The organism is Streptomyces bacillaris (assembly GCF_003268675.1).
Classification (GTDB): Bacteria; Actinomycetota; Actinomycetes; order Streptomycetales; family Streptomycetaceae; genus Streptomyces; species Streptomyces bacillaris.
On the sequence record NZ_CP029378.1, the window covers coordinates 6,073,313 to 6,096,784 of the forward strand.

Annotated in this window: 23 protein-coding genes; 16 read left to right on the forward strand and 7 right to left on the reverse strand. The window is 72.7% G+C overall.

The window, feature by feature from the left end; genetic code table 11:
• Positions 1-160 precede the first annotated feature (160 nt).
• Together DJ476_RS26365 and DJ476_RS26370 are read left to right on the forward strand one after the other, a co-directional pair.
• A complete protein-coding gene (locus DJ476_RS26365; RefSeq protein ID WP_103421239.1) occupies positions 161-1,189 on the forward strand; it encodes a C40 family peptidase in 1,029 nt (342 codons plus the stop codon).
• A gap of 130 nt (positions 1,190-1,319) precedes the next feature.
• On the forward strand, positions 1,320-2,582 hold the full coding sequence (locus DJ476_RS26370) for a hypothetical protein (RefSeq protein WP_112491717.1): 1,263 nt from the start codon (positions 1,320-1,322) through the stop codon (positions 2,580-2,582).
• Here DJ476_RS26370 and DJ476_RS26375 read toward each other — a convergent pair.
• Entirely contained in the window at positions 2,558-3,874 is a 1,317-nt protein-coding gene (locus tag DJ476_RS26375) for a glycosyltransferase 87 family protein (RefSeq protein ID WP_112491718.1), read from the reverse strand. The two genes, DJ476_RS26370 and DJ476_RS26375, sit on opposite strands and share 25 nt — an antisense overlap.
• Before the next feature lie 103 nt (positions 3,875-3,977).
• Here DJ476_RS26375 and DJ476_RS26380 point away from each other — a divergent pair, with 103 nt between their 5' ends.
• Positions 3,978-5,120, forward strand: a complete 1,143-nt coding sequence (locus tag DJ476_RS26380; protein WP_112492630.1) for a glycosyltransferase family 4 protein — start codon at positions 3,978-3,980, stop codon at positions 5,118-5,120.
• Positions 5,121-5,299: 179 nt separating this feature from the next.
• On the opposite strand, the gene DJ476_RS26385 is transcribed toward DJ476_RS26380, so the two are convergent.
• Positions 5,300-7,096: an AMP-dependent synthetase/ligase gene (locus DJ476_RS26385; protein ID WP_103421236.1), complete on the reverse strand. Its 1,797-nt coding sequence runs from the start codon at positions 7,094-7,096 to the stop codon at positions 5,300-5,302.
• A 280-nt stretch (positions 7,097-7,376) separates the two neighbouring features.
• On the opposite strand from DJ476_RS26385, the gene DJ476_RS26390 reads away from it, so the two are divergent.
• The 6 genes from DJ476_RS26390 (at position 7,377) to DJ476_RS26415 (ending at position 12,402) form a co-directional block, all read left to right on the forward strand.
• Positions 7,377-8,186 (forward strand): metallophosphoesterase family protein, encoded by an 810-nt coding sequence (locus DJ476_RS26390; protein ID WP_103421235.1) that lies wholly within the window; start codon positions 7,377-7,379, stop codon positions 8,184-8,186.
• Positions 8,187-8,296: 110 nt separating this feature from the next.
• Positions 8,297-8,746: an SRPBCC family protein gene (locus DJ476_RS26395; protein WP_103421234.1), complete on the forward strand. Its 450-nt coding sequence runs from the start codon at positions 8,297-8,299 to the stop codon at positions 8,744-8,746.
• A 5-nt stretch (positions 8,747-8,751) separates the two neighbouring features.
• Positions 8,752-9,945 (forward strand): ArsA family ATPase, encoded by a 1,194-nt coding sequence (locus DJ476_RS26400; protein WP_103421233.1) that lies wholly within the window; start codon positions 8,752-8,754, stop codon positions 9,943-9,945.
• Positions 9,946-10,064: 119 nt separating this feature from the next.
• Complete coding sequence (locus tag DJ476_RS26405; RefSeq protein ID WP_053561563.1) at positions 10,065-10,550, forward strand: DUF5304 domain-containing protein; 486 nt, start codon at positions 10,065-10,067, stop codon at positions 10,548-10,550.
• A gap of 75 nt (positions 10,551-10,625) precedes the next feature.
• Positions 10,626-11,567 (forward strand): ROK family glucokinase, encoded by a 942-nt coding sequence (locus tag DJ476_RS26410; RefSeq protein WP_103421232.1) that lies wholly within the window; start codon positions 10,626-10,628, stop codon positions 11,565-11,567.
• Positions 11,568-11,646: 79 nt separating this feature from the next.
• Entirely contained in the window at positions 11,647-12,402 is a 756-nt protein-coding gene (locus tag DJ476_RS26415; RefSeq protein WP_112491719.1) for an endonuclease/exonuclease/phosphatase family protein, read from the forward strand.
• Between the two features lie 33 nt (positions 12,403-12,435).
• On the opposite strand, the gene DJ476_RS26420 is transcribed toward DJ476_RS26415, so the two are convergent.
• Both DJ476_RS26420 and DJ476_RS26425 read right to left on the reverse strand, forming a co-directional pair.
• The gene (locus DJ476_RS26420) at positions 12,436-13,200 is read right to left on the reverse strand and encodes a hypothetical protein (RefSeq protein ID WP_103421230.1); all 765 of its coding nucleotides are present in this window, start codon (positions 13,198-13,200) and stop codon (positions 12,436-12,438) included.
• Positions 13,193-13,972 carry an alpha/beta hydrolase gene (locus DJ476_RS26425; RefSeq protein WP_112491720.1) on the reverse strand — a complete coding sequence of 260 codons (780 nt, stop codon included), beginning with the start codon at positions 13,970-13,972 and terminating at the stop codon, positions 13,193-13,195. Before DJ476_RS26425 ends, DJ476_RS26420 begins: the two co-directional genes overlap by 8 nt.
• Positions 13,973-14,193: 221 nt before the next feature.
• Here DJ476_RS26425 and DJ476_RS26430 point away from each other — a divergent pair, with 221 nt between their 5' ends.
• From DJ476_RS26430 to DJ476_RS26445, 4 genes are all read left to right on the forward strand, one after another.
• On the forward strand, positions 14,194-15,000 hold the full coding sequence (locus DJ476_RS26430; RefSeq protein ID WP_112491721.1) for a lysophospholipid acyltransferase family protein: 807 nt from the start codon (positions 14,194-14,196) through the stop codon (positions 14,998-15,000).
• Positions 15,001-15,030: 30 nt separating this feature from the next.
• On the forward strand, positions 15,031-16,278 hold the full coding sequence (gene macS / locus DJ476_RS26435) for a MacS family sensor histidine kinase (protein ID WP_070203222.1): 1,248 nt from the start codon (positions 15,031-15,033) through the stop codon (positions 16,276-16,278).
• Positions 16,275-17,021, forward strand: coding sequence for a response regulator (locus DJ476_RS26440; protein ID WP_381247739.1), 747 nt, complete (start codon positions 16,275-16,277; stop codon positions 17,019-17,021). Before macS ends, DJ476_RS26440 begins: the two co-directional genes overlap by 4 nt.
• 118 nt (positions 17,022-17,139) lie before the next feature.
• A complete protein-coding gene (locus DJ476_RS26445; protein ID WP_112491722.1) occupies positions 17,140-18,135 on the forward strand; it encodes a 2-hydroxyacid dehydrogenase in 996 nt (331 codons plus the stop codon).
• 33 nt (positions 18,136-18,168) lie between these two features.
• Here DJ476_RS26445 and DJ476_RS26450 read toward each other — a convergent pair whose 3' ends face one another.
• Entirely contained in the window at positions 18,169-20,055 is a 1,887-nt protein-coding gene (locus tag DJ476_RS26450; RefSeq protein ID WP_112491723.1) for an anthranilate synthase family protein, read from the reverse strand.
• A gap of 127 nt (positions 20,056-20,182) precedes the next feature.
• Positions 20,183-20,251 (reverse strand): trp operon leader peptide, encoded by a 69-nt coding sequence (locus DJ476_RS36130; protein ID WP_106669287.1) that lies wholly within the window; start codon positions 20,249-20,251, stop codon positions 20,183-20,185.
• Positions 20,252-20,353: 102 nt separating this feature from the next.
• On the opposite strand from DJ476_RS36130, the gene DJ476_RS26460 reads away from it, so the two are divergent.
• Complete coding sequence (locus DJ476_RS26460) at positions 20,354-21,700, forward strand: class II 3-deoxy-7-phosphoheptulonate synthase (protein ID WP_029395709.1); 1,347 nt, start codon at positions 20,354-20,356, stop codon at positions 21,698-21,700.
• A gap of 177 nt (positions 21,701-21,877) precedes the next feature.
• A complete protein-coding gene (locus DJ476_RS26465) occupies positions 21,878-22,168 on the forward strand; it encodes a (2Fe-2S)-binding protein (RefSeq protein WP_112491724.1) in 291 nt (96 codons plus the stop codon).
• Positions 22,169-22,205: 37 nt separating this feature from the next.
• Here the strand turns inward: DJ476_RS26465 and bfr are convergent, their stop codons facing one another.
• The gene (gene bfr, locus DJ476_RS26470) at positions 22,206-22,685 is read right to left on the reverse strand and encodes a bacterioferritin (protein WP_018486665.1); all 480 of its coding nucleotides are present in this window, start codon (positions 22,683-22,685) and stop codon (positions 22,206-22,208) included.
• A gap of 152 nt (positions 22,686-22,837) precedes the next feature.
• On the opposite strand from bfr, the gene DJ476_RS26475 reads away from it, so the two are divergent.
• Complete coding sequence (locus DJ476_RS26475) at positions 22,838-23,470, forward strand: sulfite oxidase-like oxidoreductase (protein WP_112491725.1); 633 nt, start codon at positions 22,838-22,840, stop codon at positions 23,468-23,470.
• Positions 23,471-23,472: the final 2 nt, after the last annotated feature.

A 23,472-nucleotide genomic window follows, 5' to 3' on the forward strand; every position in this document is an offset into this window, starting at 1 on the left:
GCCACCTCCGCCACCGGCGCGGTCGTTGGCCGCCAGGTAGTCGTCCGATTACTGTCTGGCTGCTGTGCGGCTCCCGCCCATCGGTCCGCCCGTTCCCGGGCGGCAGGGGGGCCGCGCGTTCCTGCGTCAACTGCGTCAGCGGAAGGAAGTGCGGCTTCCTGTGGTGTCCCATCGCCGTCCCACCCAGTCCGGCATTCCCCGGAGCGTCCGTGTCACGGTCGTCTCGGCCGCGGCAGCCACCGCGGCCGCCACCCTCACCGGAGCCCCGGCGAGCGCCGACCCGAAGGACACCCGCGAGAGCGCCAAGGCCGCCGTCGACCGGCTCTACAGCGAGGCCGAGCGCGCCACCGAGCGGTACAACGAGGCCGGGGAGCGGGTGGCACGGCTGCGCGGCGAGGCGGACCGGGCCCAGGACGCGACCGCCCGCGGCCAGGAGGCCGTCAACCGGATGCGCAACGCGCTCGGCGCGATGGCGGGCGCCCAGTACCGCACCGGCGCCATCGACCCGGCCCTCGCGCTGCTGCTCTCCTCCGACCCGGACACCTATCTGGAGCGGGCCGCCGCCCTCGACCGGGCCGGAGCCCGCCAGGCGCTGACCCTGGACAAGCTCCGGCACGCCCAGCGCGGGCTCGCCCAGACCCGCGCCGAGGCCACCCGCGCCCTTGCCGAGCTGGAGCGCAACCGGGCCGCCGTCACCCGCCACAAGAGATCCGTCGAGGCCAAGCTCCGCCAGGCCCGCCAACTGCTGGCCTCCCTCCCCGCCGAGGACCGCGCCTCCTTCGACCGGGCCTCCCGCTCCGGCCGCACCGGCGCCCCCGACCTCTCCGGCGTCGCCCCCGGCTCGGCCCGCGCGATGTCCGCCGTGGCCGCCGCCCACCGGGCGCTCGGCAAGCCGTACGTGTGGGGCGCCAACGGGCCCTCCGGCTTCGACTGCTCCGGCCTCATGCAGTGGGCCTACGCCCAGGCCGGGGTGAGCCTGCCCCGCACCTCCCAGGCCCAGCGGTACGCGGGCCGCATGGTGCCCCTCTCCCAGGCCCAGCCCGGCGACCTGGTCGCCTACCGCGCCGACGCCAGCCACATCGGCATGTACGTCGGCAACGGCCAGGTCATCCACGCCCCCTACCCGGGCGCCGCGATCCGCTACGACCCGGTCGGCATGATGCCGGTCTCCTCGGTCACCCGCATCTGACGCCTCCCGGCCACCGCAGCACCCGCAGCCACCGCGCCGACCTGGCCGTACGTCCGGATCCGGCCGTCCTCGGGCCCGGCGGCCCGCCCGGGCCGGGCCGCCGCCCGCCACGGACCGTACGATCGGCAGGGTGGCCGGACGAGGACGAGGTACGCGAGCGGGGCGCCCCCGGTTCCCCCGGCGTGCTGCGGGACTGGTGCTCGCCGCCCTGCTGACCGCCGCCGCCCCCGGCTGCGCGCCCCCGGCCGGTGCCGACACCTCCCTCACCGTCCGGGAGCTCGACGCCACCCTGGAGCGCCGGGCCGCCGCCGTCCTGGCCGGGGACGCGGCGGGGTACCTGGAGCCGATCGCTCCCGAGGCGCAGAAGCTGCGGGCCGCCCAGCGCACGGAGTTCGCCAACCTCGCCGACGTACCCCTGAAGTCCTGGACGTACGAGGTACGGGAGACGCCCGAGCAGGACGGCGACTGGGCCACCGCCGAGGTGGAGCTGCGCTACCGGATCGACGGGTACGACACCGCGCCCGTCGCCACCCGCCGCACCCTGGAGCTGATGCGCGAGGGCGACCGCTGGTACGTCACCGCCGACCGGCCCGCCGACGGCGCCTCCGACCAGCTCTGGCACCAGGGGAAGGTGGCGGTCGTCCGGGGCGCCCACAGCCTCGTCCTGGGCGTCGGGCGGCCGCAGGAGGAGCTGCGCCGGATCGCGGACACCGTGGACCTCGCCGTACCGGCCGTCTCCGACGCCTGGCCGGGGGAGTGGGCGCGCCGGGTGGTCGTCCACGTCCCGGACTCCGTGAAGTCCATGGCGGGGCTGCTGGGCTCCCCGGAGGCCAGCTACCGGGGGATCGCCGCCGTCACCACGGGCGAGGCGGGGACCAGTGGGGAGCGCCCGGCCATCGCGGACCGGGTGATCGTCAACCCGCAGGCGTACGACTCCCTCGGCAGCTTCGGCCAGCGCATCGTCCTGACCCATGAGACGGTCCATGTCGCCACCCGGACCAGCACCTCCGCCGCCACCCCCGTCTGGCTCTCCGAGGGCTTCGCCGACTGGGCCGCCTACCGGGGCGAGGACCGCACTCCCGATCTCATCGCCCCCGCGCTGACCAAGGCGGTCCGGGCCGGTGACGTACCCGACGTGTTCCCCGTCGACGAGGACTTCGGATTCGACGGCGACGCAGACGAGCTGTCCCGGGCCTACGAGAGCGCCTGGATGGCCTGCGAGCTGATCGCGGAGCGGTGGGGCAAGGAGAAGCTGACCGCCTTCTACGCGGCCGTGGGGGCCCACTCCGGGCGGGACGGGTCGGTGGAGCAGGCGATGGACGCGGTGCTCGACACCACGCCGGAGCGGTTCACCGCCGACTGGCGCGACTACCTCAGCACCCGGCTCGGCTGATCCCCGGCGACCGGGGCAGCCTCGGACTTCCCCGGCACCGTCTCCCGCCACAGCCGCCGCGCGGCGATCACCGAGGCCGCCACCAGCAGCCCGTTCCGCGACGACAGGAGCACCACGCCCCACGCGTCGCTCGCCACCACCTCGGCGAAGTACACCGGGAACTCCAGCACCGTCACCCCGGCCGCCACCAGCACCAGCACGGCGGGCCGCACCATCCCGCCGTTCCGGAAGGCCAGGCAGACCGCCGCCAGCCCGACCAGCCACACCACGTACTGCGGGCTGATCACCCGGCTCGTCGTGGTGAACAGCAGCACCGCCGTGAACGCGGCCTGCGCCGGGGTGTGGGCCGCGAACGTACGGGCCCGCAGCCGCCACACCAGCAGCCAGCCCAGCGCGAGCGCGGCGAGCCCCAGCGCCAGCGCGGAGACGATCTCCACCCCCGGCCCGAGGAACTCCATCGAACCGTAGTGCAGCTCCACCCGCCCCTCCCAGCCGAAGTGGCGCGCGAGATGGAAGTACAGCGCCCCCAGCGACTCGATCTCCGTGCCCCGGTCCCGCTGGAAGGCGAGGAAGGCGTACGCCCCCGGCATCCACAGCCCGAACGCCACCGCCAGACCGGTCCCCGTCAGCGCCGCCGCCGACCAGGCCGCCCGGGCCGGCCGCCCCCGTCGCACCCCCACCAGCACCAGCGCCGGCCACACCTTCAGCAGTGCCCCGAACGCGGCCAGCACTCCCAGCACCCGGGGCCGCGGCACCCCGGCCAGCAGCGCGGCCACCGCCACCGCCGTCACCATCAGGTCGTAGCGGGCGTAGCCGGTCGGCCCCAGCAGCGGCACCCCCACGATCCACACCCACGCGCCCGCCGCCCGCATCCCCGGCCGCCGCCCCGCGTACAGCAGCAGCCCGCACACCAGGGCGTCGCAGAGCAGGACGAGGGCGTAGAAGGCGGTCGCGTACTCCCAGAAGGGCAGCAGGGCGGGGGAGAGGATCGCCACGGCGGCCCCGGGCGGGTACTGCCAGGTGACGTCGTCCAGCGGGTACGTGCCGGTGAGCAGCGTCTCGTACCAGCCCCGGTAGATCACCGAGACGTCCACGGTGACGTCCGGGCCGGGGACGGTGAAGACGTGGAACACGCAGAGCAGCAGGGCGGTCCGGGTCAGCGCCCAGACCGCGCACGGCAGGAGCCCGTACGGGAGGCGTGCAAGCGGCAGTCGTCCCTGCCGCAGGAGTCCGGACGGCAGAAATCCGTACGGCAGGGGTCCCGCGCCGATGGGTTTCCGCCGTGCCGTCATCGCCGCTGCCCTCGATCGTCTCCGGGTCCCGTCCGGCCGCCCATGATGCCGGGGAGCGAGGGCGGCGGCGGTGAAGCGCGGCCGTTCGGTACTGTCGGCCGCGATGGACAAGACCCTGATCGTGACCAACGACTTCCCGCCCCGCCCCGGTGGCATCCAGGCGTTCCTGCACAACATGGCGCTGCGGCTGGACCCCGACCGGGTCGTCGTCTACGCCTCCACCTGGAAGCGCGGCGAGGAAGGTGCGGCGGCCACCGCCGCCTTCGACGCCGACCAGCCGTTCACCGTGGTGCGGGACCGGACGACGATGCTGCTGCCGACCCCGCGCGTCACGCGCCGGGCCACCGACCTGCTGCGCGAACACGGCTGCACCTCCGTCTGGTTCGGCGCCGCCGCCCCGCTCGGGCTGACGGCCCCGGCGCTGCGCCGCGCGGGCGCCCGCCGGCTGGTGGCCACCACCCACGGCCACGAGGCGGGCTGGGCGCAGCTGCCCGCCTCCCGGCAACTGCTGCGGAGGATCGGGGAGGGGACGGACACGATCACCTATCTGGGTGAGTACACCCGCTCCCGCATCGCCGCCGCCCTCACCCCGGACGCGGCCGCCCGCATGGTCCAACTGCCGCCGGGCGTCGACGAGAAGACCTTTCACCCGGCCTCCGGCGGCGACAGGGTCCGGGCCCGTCTCGGCCTGACCGACCGGCCCGTGGTCGTCTGCGTCTCCCGCCTGGTGCCGCGCAAGGGCCAGGACACGCTGATCCTGGCCATGCCCGCGATCCTGGCGCAGCTCCCGGACGCGGTGCTGCTGATCGTCGGCGGCGGCCCGTACGCCAAGGAGCTGAAGCGGCTGGCCGAGGAGACCGGGGTGGCGGACTCGGTGCGGTTCACCGGGCCCGTGCCGTGGGAGGAGCTGCCCGCGCACTACGGGGCCGGGGACGTCTTCGCCATGCCGTGCCGGACCCGGCGGGGCGGGCTGGACGTGGAGGGGCTCGGGATCGTCTACCTGGAGGCGTCCGCGACCGGGCTGCCGGTGGTGGCCGGGGACTCGGGCGGCGCGCCGGACGCGGTGCTCGACGGCGAGACCGGGTGGGTGGTGCGCGGCGGCAGCCCCGAGGAGGCGGCGGACCGGATCGTGACGCTGCTCGGGGACCCGGAGCTGCGGCAGCGGATGGGGGAGCGGGGGCGCGCCTGGGTCGAGGAGAAGTGGCGCTGGGACCTGCTGGCGGAGAAGCTCAGGACGCTGCTGTGACCGTACGGGGCGGCGGGCCGGGCGTCTGAAGCCCGCTGCCCGCCATGGCCGTACGGGACGCCCGCGACCGTACGGCGGAGGGCCCGCGCCTGCGAGAGCGCGGGCCCTCTCCCGTAACCCCTGTGCCGTACGCGAAAGGGCCCGCACCGACTCCCGGTGCGGGCCCTCTCCCGTAAACCTCAGGCGCGGTAGATCGACTCCACCTCGTCCGCGAAGTCCTTCGCCACCACGTTCCGCTTCAGCTTCAGCGACGGCGTGATATGGCCCGCCTCCTCGGTGAACTGGGCGGGCAGGATCCGGAACTTGCGTACGGACTCGGCCTTGGAGACCGCCGCGTTGCCGTCGTCCACCGCCCGCTGCACCTCGGCCAGCAGCTCCGGGTCGTCGCGCAGCGACAGGGCCGTCGAGCCTGCGGGCTTGCCGTGCTCCTCGGCCCAGCGGCCCAGGAAGTCCTCGTCCAGGGTGACCAGCGCGCCGACGAACGGGCGGCCGTCCCCGACCACCATGCACTCCGCGACCAGCGCGTGGGCGCGGATGCGGTCCTCGATCACCGCCGGGGCCACGTTCTTGCCGCCCGCCGTGACGATGATCTCCTTCTTGCGGCCGGTGATCGCGAGATAGCCGTCCTCGTCGAGCGTGCCGATGTCCCCGGTGTGGAACCAGCCGTCGGCCAGCGCCTCGGCCGAGGCCGACTCGTTCTTCCAGTAGCCGGTGAACAGGTGCTCGCCGTGGAGCAGCACCTCGCCGTCGTCCGCGATCCGCACCACCGAGCCGGGCAGCGGCTGGCCGACCGTGCCGATCTTCTGCCGGTCCCACGGGTTGAACGCGGTCGCCGCGCAGCTCTCGGTCAGGCCGTAGCCCTCCAGGACCGTGAAGCCGATGCCCCGGTAGAAGTGGCCGAGCCGCTCACCGAGCGGGGCCCCGCCGGAGATCGCGAACTCGCCCTTGCCGCCCAGGACCGCGCGGAGCTTGCCGAAGACCAGCTTGTCGAAGAGCTTGTGCTTGAGCTTCAGGCCGAAGGAGGGACCCTGCGGGGTGGACAGCGCCCGGCTGTACGCGATGGCCGTGTCGGCGGCCCGGTCGAAGATCTTGCCCTTGCCGTCCGCCTGCGCCTTGGCGCGCGCCGCGTTGTAGACCTTCTCGAAGACGCGGGGGACACCCAGGATCAGCGTCGGCCGGAACGAGGCCAGCTCGTCGGTGAGGTTCTTGATGTCGGGGACGCAGCCGAGCCGGATCGGGGCCATCACCGAGGCCACCTCGACCATCCGGCCGAAGACGTGGGCGGCGGGCAGGAAGAGCAGCACCGAGCACTCGCCGGTACGGAACAGGGGCTTCAGCCGCTCCACCACGTTGCCGCACTCCGCGAAGAAGCTGCGGTGGGTGAGCACACAGCCCTTGGGGCGGCCTGTCGTGCCGGAGGTGTAGACGATGGTCGCCGGGTCGTCCGCCTTGGCGCTGACCATCCGCAGGTCCATGGTCTCGTCCGAGACCTCGGCACCCGCCTCGCCCAGGGCCTTCACGGCGCCCGCGTCGATCTGCCAGACGTGCGCGAGATCCGGCAGCCCCTCCCGTACGGAGGCCACCGCCGCCGCGTGCGCGTCGCTCTCCACGAGCACCGCCACCGCACCGGAGTCGCTGAGGATCCACTGCACCTGCTCGGCGGAGCTGGTCTCGTACACCGGCACGGTCACCGCGCCCGCGCTCCAGATCGCGAAGTCCAGCAGCACCCACTCGTACCGGGTGCGCGACATCAGGGCGACCCGGTCGCCCGGCTGCACGCCCGAGGCGATCAGCCCTTTGGCGGCGGCCCGCACCTCGGCCAGGAACTGGGTGGCGGTGACATCGGCCCACGCACCGGCCACCTTGCGGCTCATCACCGCCACGTCGGGATGCTGAGCGGCGTTGCGGCGGATCAGATCCGTCAGATTGCCGTCCGTCGGGACCTCGTACAGGGCCGGAAGGCTGAACTCGCGCAAGACTGCTGCTCCTCATCGGGCTCCGGTGCCACGGCTCTGTGTGACGCACCGGCTGCGGTCCAAGAATGGCGGGTGCTCGGTGGGGGAGCACGACTGGACTGCCCGGACGTTACCCACCGGTACCAGGTTCCCGATAGGGGGGTCCGTCCAGATGTCTTATGCATCACACAGCTAAATGGCCCTTTTCGCGCACAGTAGTCCACCGGCCCGACGACTCGAAAGTAACCGCAGGTCCGGCCGGATCTACCCGAGCGGGGGCGGGCGTCCTAGGGTGATCGGTATGCGAGGCAGCGAAACGGACGGGCCGGCGGCGGGCCCGCGGCGCTCCACCCGGATCCACGTCGTCAGCGACGTCCACGGCAACACCGAGGACCTGGCCCGCGCCGGGGAAGGGGCCGACGCGCTGATCTGCCTCGGTGACCTGGTGCTCTTCCTCGACTACCGGGACCACTCGCGCGGCATCTTCCCCGCCCTCTTCGGCCAGGAGAACGCGAGCCGCATCGTCGCGCTGCGCACCGCCCGCCGCTTCGAGGAGGCCCGTGCCCTCGGCCGGGAGCTGTGGGCGGGCCGCGACCGCCACTCCGAGATCCTCGGAGCCGTACGTCAGCAGTACGCCGAACTCTTCGCCGCCTTCCCCACCCCGACGTACGCCACCTACGGAAACGTCGACGTCCCCCACCTCTGGCCCGAGTACGCCCGCCCCGGCACCACCGTGCTGGACGGCGAGCGGGTGGAGATCGGCGGCCGGGTCTTCGGCTTCGTCGGTGGCGGCCTCACGTCCCCGATGAACACCCCGTACGAGATCAGCGACGAGGAGTACGCCGCCAAGGTCGAGGCGCTCGGCCCGGTCGACGTGCTCTGCTCGCACATCCCGCCCGAGGTCCCGGAGCTGACGTACGACACCGTCGCCCGCCGCTTCGAGCGCGGCAGCCGTGCCCTGCTGGAGGCCATCCGCACCACCCGCCCCCGGTACGCGCTTTTCGGCCATGTTCACCAGCCGTTGGTCCGCCGGATGCGGATCGGTGACACCGAGTGCGTCAACGTCGGCCACTTCGCCTCCACCGGCACCCCCTGGGCGCTGACCTGGTGACCGGAAGGGCCCGGGGCGTGGACCGGAGCGCGGCGGGCACGCGATAGCCTGCACGTGCGGCAGGATCCTGCCGCACGCGACCGGTAACACCGCACTGGAGGGCCACGGCGATGGCTGAACACACCAGCTCGAGCATCACGATCGAGGCGGCACCGGCCGACGTCATGGCGGTGATCGCGGACTTCGCCCGCTACCCGGAGTGGACCGGCGAGGTGAAGGAGGCCGAGGTGCTGGCCACCGACGCCCAGGGCCGCGCCGAGCAGGTCCGTCTCGTCCTGGACGCCGGGGCCATCAAGGACGACCACGTCCTGTCGTACACCTGGACCGGCGACCACGAGGTCAGCTGGACCCTGGTCAAGTCCCAGATGCTCCGCTCCCTGGACGGCACCTACGCCCTCGCCCCGCTCGCCGGCGGAGAGCGCACCGAGGTCACCTACAAGCTCGCCGTCGACGTCAAGATCCCGCTCCTCGGCATGATCAAGCGCAAGGCCGAGAAGGTCATCATCGACCGGGCCCTCGCCGGTCTGAAGAAGCGCGTCGAATCCATCCCGCAGGGCTGAGCGCGATGCGTACGGTCCTGACCACCGGCCCCGGCGGCGCAGGCCGTACCACCCTCGCGGCGGCGACCGCCCTGGCCGCGGCCGCCGGCGGCAGCCGTACGCTCCTGGTCTCCGCCGAGCCCATACCGGGCCTCCCCGGCGGTACGGAACCCACCAGGGTCACCGACCGGCTCGACCACACCCGGATCGACTCCGGTGCCCACTTCCGCGCCGAACTCACCGACCTCCAGGAGCGCGCCTCCGGCGTCCTGGACCTGGTCGGCGCCGGGCGGCTGGACGGCGAGGAGCTGACCGAACTCCCCGGCTCCGCCCAGCTCGCCCTCCTCCACACCCTGCACCGGGCCGCCGCGGGCGACTGGTCCACCGCCGGTTACGACACCCTCGTCGTCGACCTCCCGCCGCTGACCGAGGCCCTCGCCCTGCTGGCCCTGCCCGAGCAGCTCCGCCGCTATCTGCGCCGCCTCCTCCCCGCCGAACGCCAGGCCGCCCGCGCCCTGCGCCCCGTCCTCGCCCAGCTCGCCGGGGTCCCGATGCCCGCCCAGTGGCTGTACGAGGCCGCCGCCCGCAAGGACGCCGAACTGGCCGCCGTACAGGCCCTGGTCGAGGACTCCGCCACGACGCTGAGGCTGGCCGCCGAGCCGGGGCCCGCCGCCGAGGAGGCGCTGCGCACCGCCCGCACCGGCCTCGCCCTGTACGGGCTCCGCGCCGACCTCCTGGTGGCCAACCGGGTCCTGCCGCGCCACTCGCCCGACCCCTGGTTCGCCGCGCTCGCCGCCGAGCAGGAGAAGTGCCTGGGCCACTGGCACGCGGAGTGGGCCCCCGGGATCCCGGTCCACGAGGCCCCCCACCTGGGGCGCGACCCCCGGACCGGCGACGACCTGGCCGCGCTCGCCGTCCCCGCGCCGGACGAGCGCGAGGCGGGCCGGGCGGAGGACCCGTGGTGGATCGAGGGGGAGCCGGGGGAGAGCGGTACTCCGGCCGAGCTGACCTGGTGCCTGCCGCTGCCCGGCGCGGTCAAGGAGGGGCTGCGACTGGTCCGCCGGGGCGACGAACTGCTGCTGACCGTGGGCCCGTTCCACCGGATCATCAGGGTCGCCTCCGCGCTGCGCCGCTGCACGGTCTCCGGCGCCGCCCTCACCGACGGCGTCCTGCGCGTCCGCTTCACCCCCGACCCGGGGCTCTGGCCCCGTACCCCATGACCCCTGCGCCCTGACCCGCGCGTCCTGAACGGTCTGCGGCCATTCGGGTAACGTCGATGGTACGAACCCCGTCGGCGCAGGCCGCCGGAGGCCGGTACCCCGTGTCGCAGGAGCCCGTCATGAGTGAAGCCACCGATCGTCCCGTCGACGACGACGCGTGGGCCGACGCCTGCGCCGAGGACCTCGCCGCCGAGAAGGCCCGCCGCCGCGCGCAGTACGGCCCGCAGCCCGGCTCCGCCGCCGAGGAGCTGCGCAAGCTGGTCGACGCGGTCGCCGACAAGGTCTCCGCCCTCCAGACCCCGCTGTTCGGCGCGGCCGCCCAGGGCGCGGTCCAGCAGGCCATCCGCCAGGCGCGGTCCGCCGTCGAACCCGTCATCGAGCGCAACCCCCAGGTCTTCGACCACCTCGCCGCCGCGGGCAACGAGCTGCTCGCCGCCTACCGCTCGGCGGTGGAGGGCCAGGAGAGCCGCTGGACCCGTACGGCGGCCGACCCCGCGAGCACCGCCGGGAAGGGCACCGAGAAGGCCGCCGACGACCCCTCCGACCCGCGTGACGAGGGCCGCGGCGAAGGCCCCTCCGGCACCGAGCGCATCGACCTGGACTGATCGGTCCGGGCCGGGCGGGGGCCCTGTCTCGGGTACGGTTGGCCCTAGCGGGGCTCGACCGAAACTGAGGGATTCATGGGACTCACCATCGGCGTCGACATCGGCGGCACGAAGATCGCGGCTGGAGTGGTCGACGAAGAGGGCCGCATCCTCTCGACGTTCAAGGTGGCGACGCCCCCGACGGCCGAAGGCATCGTCGACGCGATCTGCGCGGCGGTGGCCGGGGCGAGCGAGGGACACGACGTGGAGGCCGTCGGCATCGGCGCCGCCGGTTACGTCGACGACAAGCGCGCCACGGTGCTCTTCGCGCCCAACATCAACTGGCGCCACGAACCGCTCAAGGACAAGGTCGAGCAGCGCGTCGGCCTTCCCGTCGTCGTCGAGAACGACGCCAACGCGGCGGCCTGGGGCGAGTACCGCTTCGGCGCCGGCCAGGGCCACGACGACGTCATCTGCATCACGCTCGGCACCGGCCTCGGCGGCGGCATCATCATCGGCAACAAGCTGCGCCGCGGACGCTTCGGCGTGGCCGCCGAGTTCGGCCACATCCGGGTCGTCCCGGACGGTCTGCTCTGCGGCTGCGGCAGCCAGGGCTGCTGGGAGCAGTACGCCTCCGGCCGCGCGCTCGTGAGGTACGCCAAGCAGCGCGCCAACGCCACCCCGGAGAACGCCGCCATACTGCTGGGCCTCGGCGACGGCACGGCGGACGGCATCGAGGGCAAGCACATCAGCGAGGCCGCCCGTCAGGGCGACCCGGTCGCGATCGACTCCTTCCGCGAGCTGGCCCGCTGGGCCGGTGCCGGACTGGCCGACCTCGCCTCGCTCTTCGACCCGTCCGCGTTCATCGTCGGCGGCGGCGTCTCGGACGAGGGCGAGCTGGTCCTCGGCCCGATCCGCAAGTCGTTCCGGCGCTGGCTGATCGGCGGCGAGTGGCGCCCGCACGCGCAGGTGCTCGCCGCCCAACTCGGCGGCAAGGCAGGGCTGGTGGGCGCTGCCGACCTCGCCCGCCAGGGCTGAGTTCCGTACGGTACGACGCAGCGGACGCCCGTCGCCGCCCTCCGGGGCAGCGGCGGGCGTCCGTCGTATCGTGGCCCGCATGGTCCTGACGCCACTGCCCGACTCCCGTACCGAGCCGGACGGTTCAGCCGTGATCCGGGTGCTGAGCTACAACGTCCGCTCGATGCACGACGACACCACGGCCCTGGCCCGGGTCATCCGCGCCTGCGCCCCCGATCTGGTCCTGGTCCAGGAGGCCCCGCGCTTCTTCCGCTGGCGCAAGGCGGCCGCCCGGCTGGCCAGGAGCAGTGACCTGGTGGTGCTGAGCGGCGGTGCCACGGCCGCCGGGCCGCTGCTGCTCTGCTCGCTGCGGGTGACCGTCGAACGCACCGAGGACGTGCTGCTGCCGCTCACCCCGGGGCTGCACCGCAGGGGGTTCGCCACCGCCGTCGTCCGGATCGGCGGGGCCCGGCTCGGGGTGCTCAGCTGCCATCTGAGCCTCCAGCGCGACGAACGTCTCGCCCAGGCCGGGCTGCTCCTCGACCAGTTGGCCTCGCTGGGCGTGGAGCACGCGGTGGCGGGCGGCGACCTCAACGACGTACCGACCGGGAAGGCGTTCCGGCACCTGGCCGGGCCGCTCCAGGACTGCCACGCGGCCGCGCCCTGGGGCGGCGAGCTGACGTTCCCGCCGGACGGGCCCCGTAAGCGCATCGACGCCGTCTTCGCGACCCCGGGCATCGAGGTGCTCGGCTGCGGGGTCCCGGCCGGGCTCCCCGGGGTCGCGGACGCGGACCTGAGGGCGGCCACCGACCATCTGCCGGTCCTGGCCGCCCTCAGGGTCCCTGCCACGCCCTAGACGACCGCGCCGCGCGCCCCGGCCGACCGGTGGCTACACCACCGCGCCGCGTCCCGGGTCGCCGTAGGTGTCGTCATCGTCGTCGTGCGGCATCCGGGCCACCAGGGTGGCGAAGCCGCCCAGGAAGCCGCCGATGCAGAGCGTGGTGAGCCACCACGTCATGTTCCACTGGAGCAGCACCGCCACCAGCATCAGCACCGGCCCGCCGATCACCGCGAGCCAGGCGAACTTCGCCGTGGTGTCGGCCTCCGGCAGCGGCGGCGGCTCCGGGGGCACGAAGTGGCCTTCCTCGCCCTCGTCCGGCTCGTCGATGCCGTCGTCCTTGGACTCGGCCAGCTCGTAGTCCCGGGGCCCGGCGACCCCGGGCGCGAAGACGACGGAGCTGCCGAGCGGCTTCTTCTCCGGCGGCTTCGGGGGCGTCTTCCCCGACCCCTTGTCCGCCGGGTCCCCGGCCCGGCCGCTGTCCGGACCGGTCACATTGCGCTGGTCGTCCTCCAGCAGGGCCAGGTCCTCGACCGACTTGAAGGGCTTGGCGCCCGGCGGGTCCGGCGGCTCCTCCCCGTACCCCGCGACGATCGCGGCCCAGGCCGCCTCCTCGTCGAGCACCCGCTCCTCGTCGGCCTTCTTCTCCGAAGCCTTCTCCGGACCCTTCTCAGCGGCCTTCTCCGGAGCCGTGGCCTCCGGTCCGGCGCCCTCGGCGCTCGCCGGCTTCGTCCCCTCGGGGACGGCCGCGCTCTCCGTGGGGCGCGGCTCGCGCTCCTCGTCACTGCCCGTGCGTTCCGCGTCGTGCTCAGCCACCGGACGTGCTCCCCTTCATCCCGACGCTCGGTGCGAGACGGCCGATGAACCGGTAGCTCTCATCGAAGATCCGCTCCGCATCATGGTCCAACGTCGCCACGTGGTAGCTCTGTTCCAGCAGGATCTCCGTCACATCGGTGGAGGAGATCCGGCTCAGGACCCGCGCGCTGTCCGCGGGCGGCACGACATGGTCCTGCGGGCTGTGCAGCAGCACCACCGGCTGGGTCACCTGCGGCAGTTCGCCGTCGACCAGCTTGAAGAACTTCCGCACCGAGTGGGCCGCGTGCAGCGGCACCCGGTCGTACCCCACCTCGTGCGAGCCGGGGAGCGCGATGTCGTCGGCCAGCCCCTTCGTCGTACGGACGAGAAGGCGGGCGACCGGCAGCGCGTACGCCGAGAGGCCGTGCACCTTGTTGGCCGGGTTGACCAGCACCAGACCGCTGATCGCGTCCCCGTGCTTGGCCGCCAGCCGCAGGGAGAGCGCGCCGCCCATGGAGAGCCCGAAGACGAAGACCTGCTCGCACTTCTCCCGCAGCACCCGCAGCTCGCGGTCCACCTCCGCGTACCAGTCCTGCCAGCCGGTGACCGCCATGTCCTCCCAGCGGGTGCCGTGGCCCGGCAGCAGCGGCAGGGAGACGGTCAGCCCGCGCTCGGCAAGGAAGTCGGCCCAGGGGCGCAGCGACTGCGGCGAGCCGGTGAAGCCATGACAGAGGAGGACGCCGACCTCTCCGCCCTCGTGGCGGAACGGCTCGGCTCCAGGGAGGACCGGCACCGGGGTCTCCTGTTCGTGAGGTGAGGCGGGGGCGGGCTATGGAGATGGGGATATGGGGCGGGGCTCTGAAGGGTGGTGCGAGTGGGGCGCGCACCGGGGGAGGGCGTGCTTGACGGATGACTTCACCGTACGCGACCGGACCGACACCGACCAGGGCCGTCACGGCCTCACCGACGGGACCGGGTTAAGGTCTGTCCGACAGCACACAGGAGGCACCACAGTTGATCTACGGCGCAATGAAGTTCTCCATCGGCGGGTCCCTGAAGCTCGCCTTCCGGCCGTGGGTGGAGGGTCTGGAGAACATCCCCGAGCGGGGGCCGGCGATCCTCGCGAGCAATCATCTCTCGTTCTCCGACTCCTTCTTCCTCCCCGCTGTCCTGGACCGCAAGGTCACGTTCATCGCCAAGGCCGAGTACTTCACGGCCCCCGGTGTGAAGGGCAAGCTCACGGCCGCCTTCTTCAAGGGCGTCGGCCAGCTCCCCGTCGACCGCTCCGGAGCCCGGGGCGCCGGTGAGGCCGCCATCAAGGCGGGCATCCAGGTCATCGAGAGCGGCGGCCTCTTCGGCATCTACCCGGAGGGCACCCGCTCGCCCGACGGCCGCCTCTACCGGGGCAAGCCCGGCGGACTGGCCCGGGTGGCGCTCGCCACCGGAGCCCCCGTGATCCCGGTCGCGATGATCGACACTGAGAAGATCCAGCCGCCCGGCCAGGTGGTGCCCAAGCTCATGCGGCCCGGTATCAAGATCGGCAAGCCGCTGGACTTCAGCCGCTACCAGGGCATGGACGGCGACCGCTTCATCCTGCGCTCGGTGACCGACGAGGTCATGTACGAGATCATGAAGCTCTCCGGCCAGGAGTACGTGGACATCTACGCCACCGCCGCCAAGCGCCAGATCGCCGAGGAGGCGAAGGCGAAGGCGGAGGAGGCCAAGCGCGAGCGCAAGCAGCCGGCCGCGGCCGACGGGAACACAACGGCCGACGAGAACAGAGCGGCCGACGAGGACAGAACGGAACGGTCCGGCGCCTGAGGGCGTCGTGCACCGTCGGGGGGTGGGGCCATGGCCAAGCGTGAGCGGGTCGTACGGATGTCGGTCGAGCAGCCGCTCTGGCGTGCGCTGACGGGGTACCGCGTACTGACCATGATCTACGCGGTGCTGCTGGCGGTCTTCGGCAAGGACCATCTGGGCCGGCAGCCGTTCGAGCGGCCCTGGGTGGCCTTCGCCTACCTCGCGTTCCTCGCCGTGTGGACGCTCGCCACCCTGCCCAAGGTCCGCTCGGCGGCGAGCTGCACCAAGCGTTTCCTGGGCGCGGATCTCGTCGTCGCGCTGACCGGGATCATGCTCACCCCGATCGCGGACGTCCACTCCCAGACCTTCGACGGCCCGACGCTGCCCTCGATCTGGACGGCCGGGGCGGTCCTCGCCTTCGCGATCAAGGGCGGCTGGCGGTGGGCGGCCTTCGCCTCGACCTTCGTCGCCGCCGCCAACATCATCCAGCGCGGCGAGCCCAGCCGGGACACCTTCCACAACGTGCTGCTGGTCTGGGTCGCCTCGATAGCGATCGGGTACGTCGTCGAGGTCGCCCGCGCCAGTGAACGCACCCTGGCCCGCGCCCTGGAGATCGAGGCCGCCACCCGCGAGCGCGAGCGCCTCGCCCGGGACATCCACGACAGCGTCCTCCAGGTCCTGGCCATGGTGCAGCGCCGGGGCACCGCGATCGGCGGCGAGGCGGCCGAGCTGGGGCGGCTGGCCGGGGAGCAGGAGGTGGCCCTGCGCACCCTGGTCTCCAGCGGCCTGGTGCCCCCGACCCGGGTCTCCGAGGACGCCGCCGAGGGGGCCGTCGTCCGCACGGTCGAGGTGGACGAGGAGAGCCCCGGCGAGGAGGCCCCCTGCGACCTGCGCACCCTGCTCGCCCCGCACGCCGGCTCCCGTACCAGCTTCGCGGAGCCCGGCGCCCCGGTCCTCCTCCCGGCCCCGGCCGCCCGTGAGCTGGCCGCCGCCGTCAGCGCCGCCCTGGACAATGTGCGGGTGCACGCCGGGGAGGGGGCCCAGGCGTGGATCCTGGTCGAGGACGAGCCCGGCGAGGTCATCGTCACCGTCCGGGACGACGGCCCCGGCATCCCGGAGGGCCGCCTCGCCCAGGCGGAGGGGGAGGGGCGGATGGGGGTCGCGCTCTCCATCCGCGGCCGGCTGCGCGACATCGGCGGCACGGCCGAGGTGATCTCGGTGCCGGGGCAGGGCACCGAGGTCGAGTTGAAGGTTCCGAAAGCACAGGTTTCCCGGGGGAAGGCAGGATCGGCCCGATGAGCACGCAGAACGCACCGCAGGACGCGGCGACAGCACAGGACGCACCGCAGGACGCATCCCGGCAGGACGGGCAGGCCGCCGAGCGGCCCATCCGGGTCATGGTGGTCGACGACCACCCCATGTGGCGCGACGCCGTCGCCCGCGACCTGGCCGAGTCCGGCTTCGACGTCGTCGCGACCGCCGGGGACGGCCCGCAGGCGGTCCGCCGGGCCAAGGCCGTGACCCCGGACGTCCTGGTCCTCGACCTCAACCTGCCGGGTATGCCCGGCGTCCAGGTCTGCAAGGAGCTGGTCCCCGCCCACCCCGGCCTCCGCGTCCTGGTCCTCTCCGCCAGCGGGGAGCACGCCGACGTCCTGGAGGCGGTGAAGTCCGGCGCCACCGGCTACCTCCTCAAGTCCGCCTCCACCCAGGAGCTGGTCGACGCCGTCCGCTCCACCGCCAACGGCGACCCGGTCTTCACCCCGGGCCTCGCGGGCCTGGTCCTCGGGGAGTACCGCAGGCTCGCCTCCGACCCCGCGCCCGCCGCCCCCGACGAGCCCAAGGCCCCGCAGCTCACCGACCGGGAGACCGAGGTGCTGCGGCTGGTCGCCAAGGGGCTGTCGTACAAGCAGATCGCGGAGCGTCTGGTCATCTCGCACCGCACCGTGCAGAACCATGTGCAGAACACCCTCGGCAAGCTCCAGCTGCACAACCGGGTGGAGCTGGTGCGGTACGCCATCGAGCGCGGCCTCGACGACATCTGACCGGGACCGAAGGGCCGCGGCCAAGTACCAGGCCCGGGGCCAAGGGCCGGGACCAGGGGCCGGACGGGTGGGCCGTCCGGCCCCTGCGCGTCCGGGTCCGGGGCCGTATATTCGCGCTATGGAGATCTTGGCGTTCGGTGTGCAGTCGGATGAGAAGCCCCTGATCGAGAAGGCCTTCGCGGGGCTGCACGAGGTCCGCTGCCTGGACGTCTTCCTCAACCGGGACACCGCCCCCATCGCGGCCGGGTACGAGATCATCTCCACCAGCGTCAACGCCGACCTCGGCAGCAAGGTGCTCCAGACCCTCGCCGCCGGTGGCACCCAGCTCATCGCCCAGCGCTCCACCGGCTTCAACAACATCGACCTGGACGTGGCCGAGCGGCTCGCCCTCCGCGTCGCCCGGGTCTCGTACTACTCCCCGTACTCGGTCGCGGAGTTCGCCTGGACCCTGGCCATGGCGGTGAACCGGCGCGTCATCCGGGCCGCGAGCCGCACCCGCGACTTCGACTTCCGGCTCGACGGGCTGCTCGGCCGGGACATGCGCGGCCGGACCGTCGGTGTGATCGGCACCGGCAAGATCGGTGAGGCGTTCACCCGGATCGCCCACGGCTTCGGGATGAAGCTGCTCGGCTGGGACGTCGTGGAGAACCCGGCCTGCCTGGAGCTGGGCATGGAGTACGTGGAGAAGGAGCGGCTCTTCGCGGAGGCCGACCTGACCAGCCTGCACGTCCCGCTGCTCCCCGCCACGCACCACATCATCAACGAGGCCGCCCTGAAGTCGATGAAGGACGACGCGATCCTGGTCAACTCCAGCCGCGGCGGCCTCATCGACACCGCTGCCCTGGTCACCGAGTTGCGCGCCGGGCGCTTCCTCGGCGTCGGGCTCGACGTGTACGAGGCGGAGGCCGGGCTCTTCTTCCTGGACAAGTCCCTGGAGGGCGTCGACGACGACACCCTGGCCCGCCTGGTGACCTTCCCGAACGTGATCGTCACCTCGCACCAGGCGTACTACACCGAGGACGCGGTGGGCCAGATCATCGACGCGACCGTCCAGAACGTCACCGACTACCTGGCCGGCCGCCGCAGCGAGAACGTGCTCGTGCCGCGCCTGTGACCCCGGGGCCCGGCGCGGCACAGCCTCCCCGGCTCAGCTCAGCACCGGCAGCCCCGCCAGCAGCTCCGTCACGATCGCGGACCCCCGCACGGTCAGCACCGACTCCGGGTGGAACTGCACCGAGGCGAACCCCGGCCCGCGCAGCGCGTGCAGCTCACCGCTCGCCACGTCCCGGCTCACCTCGATCCCGTGCGCGGCCAGCTCGGCGGCGGCCGGGGAGTCGCAGCGGGCGGTGAAGCTGTTGTAGAAGCCGACCGTCTCCGGCCGCCCGAACAGCTCGATCCCGGTCTGCGCCCCCTGGTACGGGACCGCCTTGCGCACGATGTCCAGCCCCAGCTCCGCCGCGATCAGCTCATGGCCGAGGCAGACCCCGAGCAGCCCGTACCGGTGCTCCCGCACCAGCCCGGCCGCCAGCTCCCGCAGCAGCCGCATCTTCGGGTCGGCCAGGTCGCCAGGATTCCCGGGGCCGGGGCCCAGCACGACCGGCCCCCGGTGCGCCCGCACCACGTCCCGCAGCCCCGGCTCGTCGAACCGCCGCACCGACACCTCCAGCCCCGACGAGCGCAGCAGATGGGCCAGCATCGCGGTGAACGTGTCCTCGCCGTCCACCACCAGCGCGTGCCCGGACAGCTCCCGGGTCCGCTCCTGCATCCGCAGCCAGAACGGGGCCAGCCCGCCGCGCCGGCCGTCCAGCGCCGCCCGCACCCGGGGATCGGCGGCCAACTGCGGGCGGTCCGCCTCCGCCTCCGGCCGCCCCGGCCGCACCCCGAGCGCCGCCAGCACCCCGGCCGCCTTGGCATGCGTCTCGGCCACTTCGCTCTCCGGGTCCGAGTGGCGTACGAGGGTGGCGCCGACGGGCACCTCCAGCGAGCCGTCCGGGGCGATGTCGGCCGTACGGATCAGGATCGGGGAGTCCAGCGTCTGCGCCCCGTTCGCGTCCTGCCCCAGCAGGGCCAGCGCGCCCGCGTAGTAGCCGCGCCCGCCCCGCTCGTACCGCTCGATCACCCGGCAGGCGTTCTGCACCGGGGAGCCGGTGACGGTGGCCGCGAACATGGTCTCGCGCAGGACGTCCCGGACGTCCAGCGAGGACCGTCCCCGCAGCTCGTACTCCGTGTGGGCGAGGTGGGCCATCTCCTTGAGCCGGGGCCCGACCACCACCCCGCCCATGTCGCCCACCGTGCACATCATCTTGAGCTCCTCGTCGACCACCATGGACAGCTCCTCGCTCTCCTTGCGGTCCCCGAGGAAGGCGAGCAGGCTGGTCGCGGTCGGCCCCCCGTCCGGGTAGCGGTAGGTCCCGCTGATCGGGTTCATCACGACCGTCCCGCCGGACATCCGCACATGCACCTCCGGGCTCGCCCCCACCAGCACTCGGTCCCCGGTGTGCACCACGAACGTCCAGTACGCGCCCCGCTCGCCCGCCAGCAGCCGCCGGAACAGCGCCAGCGCGTCCGCCCGCCCGAACCCCGGGATCGCGCCCCGGAACGTCCGCCGGATCACGAAGTTCGCGCCCTCGCCCTGCCCGATCTCGTCCCGGATCACCCGCCGCACGATCTCCGCGTACTCCCCGTCCGCCACGTCGAAGCCCCGGTCCTCCACCGCCACGTCGTGCGCGGGCAGCGCCGCCAGCACCTCCGTCAGCTCCAGCTCGTGGCTCTCCTCCGCGACCAGCACGCTCAGCGGCGTCCCGTCGTCGCGCACGTCGAAGCCGCGCTCGGCGATCTGCCGGAACGGCACCAGGGCCAGGGCGGGCGACGCGCCCACCGGCAGGTCGGCCAGCCGCTCCACCTCCCGCACCCCGCCGATCAGCACCTCCACGTGATCGTGGTCACGGCCGGGGGTGCGCCTGCGCAGCAGCGCGAAGGGCGGGGCATCGTCGGCCAGCAGCCGGCGGACGAGGTCAAAGGCGGTACGGGACATGGGAGCGGGTTCCTTCCGGACGGTCCGTACGAGGGCCTCGTACGGGATTCACGGGGAGAGGAACGGCTCCGCAACGCAGAAAGGCCGCCCCTCGGGCGGCCTGCGCGGTGTGTGTCAGCGCGATGGTTCAGCGGGCCGCCGGATGAGCGGTCCACCACCAGTTCTGGATCGAGAGCTGGGTCTGTTGCGTCGACATGGTGCGACCCTAGCGGACGTTCCGGGCATCGGAGCAGGTGTCTCAACTATTGAGCGCTCGGATGGACGCCTCCCACGACCCCGTAATGTTGTCCGTGTGACCGTGAACGCCAATACCTCCGTCGCCGGTGGCAACACCTGGCGAGACCTTCCCGCGGCGCAGCAGCCCGAGTACCCCGACTCCGAGGCCCTGCGCGATGTACTCGCGGACCTCGCGTCGTATCCGCCGCTCGTCTTCGCGGGCGAGTGCGACCAGCTGCGCGCCCGTCTGGGAGCCGTCGCCAAGGGCGAGGCGTTCCTGCTGCAGGGCGGCGACTGTGCCGAGGCCTTCGACGCCGTCTCCGCCGAGCACATCCGGGCCAAGCTGAAGACGCTGCTCCAGATGAGCGCCGTCCTGACCTACGCCGCCTCCGTGCCGGTCGTCAAGGTCGGCCGGATCGCGGGCCAGTACTCCAAGCCGCGCTCCAAGTCGACCGAGACCCGCGACGGCGTGACCCTGCCGACCTACCGCGGCGACTCGGTGAACGGCTTCGCCTTCACCGAGGAGGCCCGGGTCCCGGACCCGCAGCGGCTGAAGCAGATGTACCACGCGTCCTCCTCCACGCTGAACCTGGTGCGCGCCTTCACCACCGGCGGTTACGCCGACCTGCGCCAGGTCCACGCCTGGAACCAGGACTTCGTGAAGTCGTCCCCCGCGGGCCAGCGCTACGAGGCCCTGGCCCGTGAGATCGACAACGCGCTCAACTTCATGAAGGCGTGCGGCACCGACCCGGCCGAGTTCAAGGCGGTCGAGTTCTACGCCTCGCACGAGGCGCTGCTGCTGGACTACGAGACGGCGCTGACCCGCACCGACTCGCGCACCGGCGAGCTGTACGACACCTCCGGCCACATGGTCTGGATCGGTGAGCGCACCCGCCAGATGGACGGCGCGCACATCGAGTTCGCCTCCAAGGTCCGCAACCCGATCGGCATCAAGCTCGGCCCGACGACCACCGTCGACGAGGCCCTGGGCTACGTCGACCGGCTGGACCCCGAGCGCGAGCCCGGCCGGCTGACCTTCATCGTCCGCATGGGCGCCGACAAGGTCCGCGACAAGCTGCCCGAGCTGGTCGAGAAGGTCACCGCCTCCGGCGCCACCGTCGCCTGGGTGACCGACCCGATGCACGGCAACACCTTCGAGGCCGCCTCCGGCCACAAGACACGCCGCTTCGACGACGTCCTGGACGAGGTCAAGGGCTTCTTCGAGGTCCACAAGGGCCTCGGCACCCACCCGGGCGGCATCCACGTGGAGCTGACCGGCGACGATGTCACCGAGTGCGTGGGCGGCGGCCACGAGATCTTCGTGGACGATCTGCACCAGCGCTACGAGACGGCCTGCGACCCGCGGCTCAACCGCAGCCAGTCGCTCGACCTGGCCTTCCTCGTCGCCGAGATGTACCGCGACCAGTAGGCACTCCCCGACGGGTATTCCCGCCGGACGCACCTGTGGGGCACGGATCCATGTGATCCGTGCCCCACAGTCCGTTCCCGGACTTTTGCGCGGCTCGCCAGGCGGGTAAGGTTAGGTTAGCCTCACCGACGAAGACGGGGACGGCACCAGCGACCGGCCCGCAGGGAGGTGAACCGCATGTACGTCTGCTCCTGCTTCGGCATCACCGAGGCGCAGGTCAAGAAGCATGCGGACGCCGGGGCCTGCACCCCGCGCCAGATCGCCTCGGCCTGCAAGGCCGGCACGGACTGCGGCGGCTGTGTCCGCCGGATCCAGGCCCTGCTGGGGCGTGACTGCTCGCGCCGCGACCTCGTGGGTCAGCAGCGGGAGCCCGCGGCGGCAGCGGTCGGCCACCCGATGGCCATGCCGGCCGCGGCGGCCGTGCCGGTGGCGGCGACCCCGGACGTGCGTCTCCCCGACGCGGCCTGACGGTCTCCTGCGGGGCCCGATCGGCTCCGGGACCGGCTCAGCTCTCCGGCTGCTCGATCAGCTGCGCGATGTAGAGCGGCTCGCCCAGCTTCTCCACCAGCTCCAGCTGGGTGTCGAGGTAGTCGATGTGGTGCTCCTCGTCCTCCAGGATGGACTCGAAGATGTTCGCCGAGGTGATGTCCCCCTTGGCCCGCATCACCTCGATCCCGCGCTTGAGGCGGTCGATCGCCTCCACCTCGACCTGGCGGTCCGCCTGGAACATCTCGGTGACCGTCTGGCCCACCCGGACATGGAAGAGCCGCTGGTAGTTGGGCAGCCCGTCCAGGAAGAGAATCCGGTCCGTGAGGACCTCGGCGTGCTTCATCTCGTCGAAGGACTCGGCCCGGGTGTACTTGGCCAGCTTGGTCCAGCCGAAGTTCTCCTGCATCTTCGCGTGCAGGAAGTACTGGTTGATGGCCGTCAGTTCGGCCGTCAGCTGTTCGTTGAGGAACTCAATGACCTCGGGGTCGCCCTGCATCGCAGAGGCTCCTTCCAAGCGTGATCGACAAGGTGGCCGCATCCTCGCACCGCGTCCACCGGCCGTCCAGTAAGTGCACGCTTAGTACGAGTTGACCCACCGAAGGTCCGCCCTGGTCATGACCACCCCTGGCTGTCTGTCACCATGGAGACATGGGTCAGCCGGAAAACCGGGAGAAGCGCGGAGCAGAGCAGTCGGACCTTCCACCAGGACAGCGACTGCAGCGCGGATGGCCGGTCACCCACTACGGGCCCGTTCCCAAGTTCAAACCCGAGCGGTGGGAGTTCCGGGTCTTCGGAGCCACCGCCGACGGTGACAAGCACTGCTGGAACCACCAGGAGTTCACGGCGCTGCCGTACGCCTCCGTCGTCGCCGATCTGCACTGCGTGACGAAGTTCAGCATGGTCGGCGCCGAGTGGGGCGGCGTCCTCGCCCGTACGGTGCTCGACCTGGCACCCCCGGCGCCCGAGGCCACCCATGTGATGGTCTGGGCCGAGTACGGCTTCTCCTCGAACCTGCGGCTGGCCGACTTCGCCTCCGACCGCACGCTCTTCGCCACCCACAAGGACGGCGAGCTGCTCACCGCCGAGCACGGCTTCCCGCTCCGCCTGGTCGTCCCGCACCTGTACGCCTGGAAGGGCCCGAAGTGGGTCCGGGGCGTCGAGTACATGACGGCCGACCGGCGCGGGTTCTGGGAGGAGCGGGGCTACCACAACATCGGTGACCCCTGGGCCGAGCAGCGCTATTCGTACCAGGAGGAGCCGGGGGACGGCCCCGAGCTGTGACC

What these genes read in the sequence shown, in the direction of transcription:
- DJ476_RS26375 (WP_112491718.1), bottom strand. Translation starts at nt 3,874, where the DNA reads ATGACGGCACGGCGGAAACCCATCGGCGCGGGACCCCTGCCGTACGGA.
- DJ476_RS26380 (WP_112492630.1), top strand. Translation starts at nt 3,978, where the DNA reads ATGGACAAGACCCTGATCGTGACCAACGACTTCCCGCCCCGCCCCGGT.
- DJ476_RS26390 (WP_103421235.1), top strand. Translation starts at nt 7,377, where the DNA reads ATGCGAGGCAGCGAAACGGACGGGCCGGCGGCGGGCCCGCGGCGCTCC.
- DJ476_RS26395 (WP_103421234.1), top strand. Translation starts at nt 8,297, where the DNA reads ATGGCTGAACACACCAGCTCGAGCATCACGATCGAGGCGGCACCGGCC.
- DJ476_RS26400 (WP_103421233.1), top strand. Translation starts at nt 8,752, where the DNA reads ATGCGTACGGTCCTGACCACCGGCCCCGGCGGCGCAGGCCGTACCACC.
- DJ476_RS26405 (WP_053561563.1), top strand. Translation starts at nt 10,065, where the DNA reads ATGAGTGAAGCCACCGATCGTCCCGTCGACGACGACGCGTGGGCCGAC.
- DJ476_RS26410 (WP_103421232.1), top strand. Translation starts at nt 10,626, where the DNA reads ATGGGACTCACCATCGGCGTCGACATCGGCGGCACGAAGATCGCGGCT.
- DJ476_RS26415 (WP_112491719.1), top strand. Translation starts at nt 11,647, where the DNA reads ATGGTCCTGACGCCACTGCCCGACTCCCGTACCGAGCCGGACGGTTCA.
- macS (WP_070203222.1), top strand. Translation starts at nt 15,031, where the DNA reads ATGGCCAAGCGTGAGCGGGTCGTACGGATGTCGGTCGAGCAGCCGCTC.
- DJ476_RS26440 (WP_381247739.1), top strand. Translation starts at nt 16,275, where the DNA reads ATGAGCACGCAGAACGCACCGCAGGACGCGGCGACAGCACAGGACGCA.
- DJ476_RS26445 (WP_112491722.1), top strand. Translation starts at nt 17,140, where the DNA reads ATGGAGATCTTGGCGTTCGGTGTGCAGTCGGATGAGAAGCCCCTGATC.
- DJ476_RS26450 (WP_112491723.1), bottom strand. Translation starts at nt 20,055, where the DNA reads ATGTCCCGTACCGCCTTTGACCTCGTCCGCCGGCTGCTGGCCGACGAT.
- DJ476_RS26465 (WP_112491724.1), top strand. Translation starts at nt 21,878, where the DNA reads ATGTACGTCTGCTCCTGCTTCGGCATCACCGAGGCGCAGGTCAAGAAG.
- bfr (WP_018486665.1), bottom strand. Translation starts at nt 22,685, where the DNA reads ATGCAGGGCGACCCCGAGGTCATTGAGTTCCTCAACGAACAGCTGACG.
- DJ476_RS26475 (WP_112491725.1), top strand. Translation starts at nt 22,838, where the DNA reads ATGGGTCAGCCGGAAAACCGGGAGAAGCGCGGAGCAGAGCAGTCGGAC.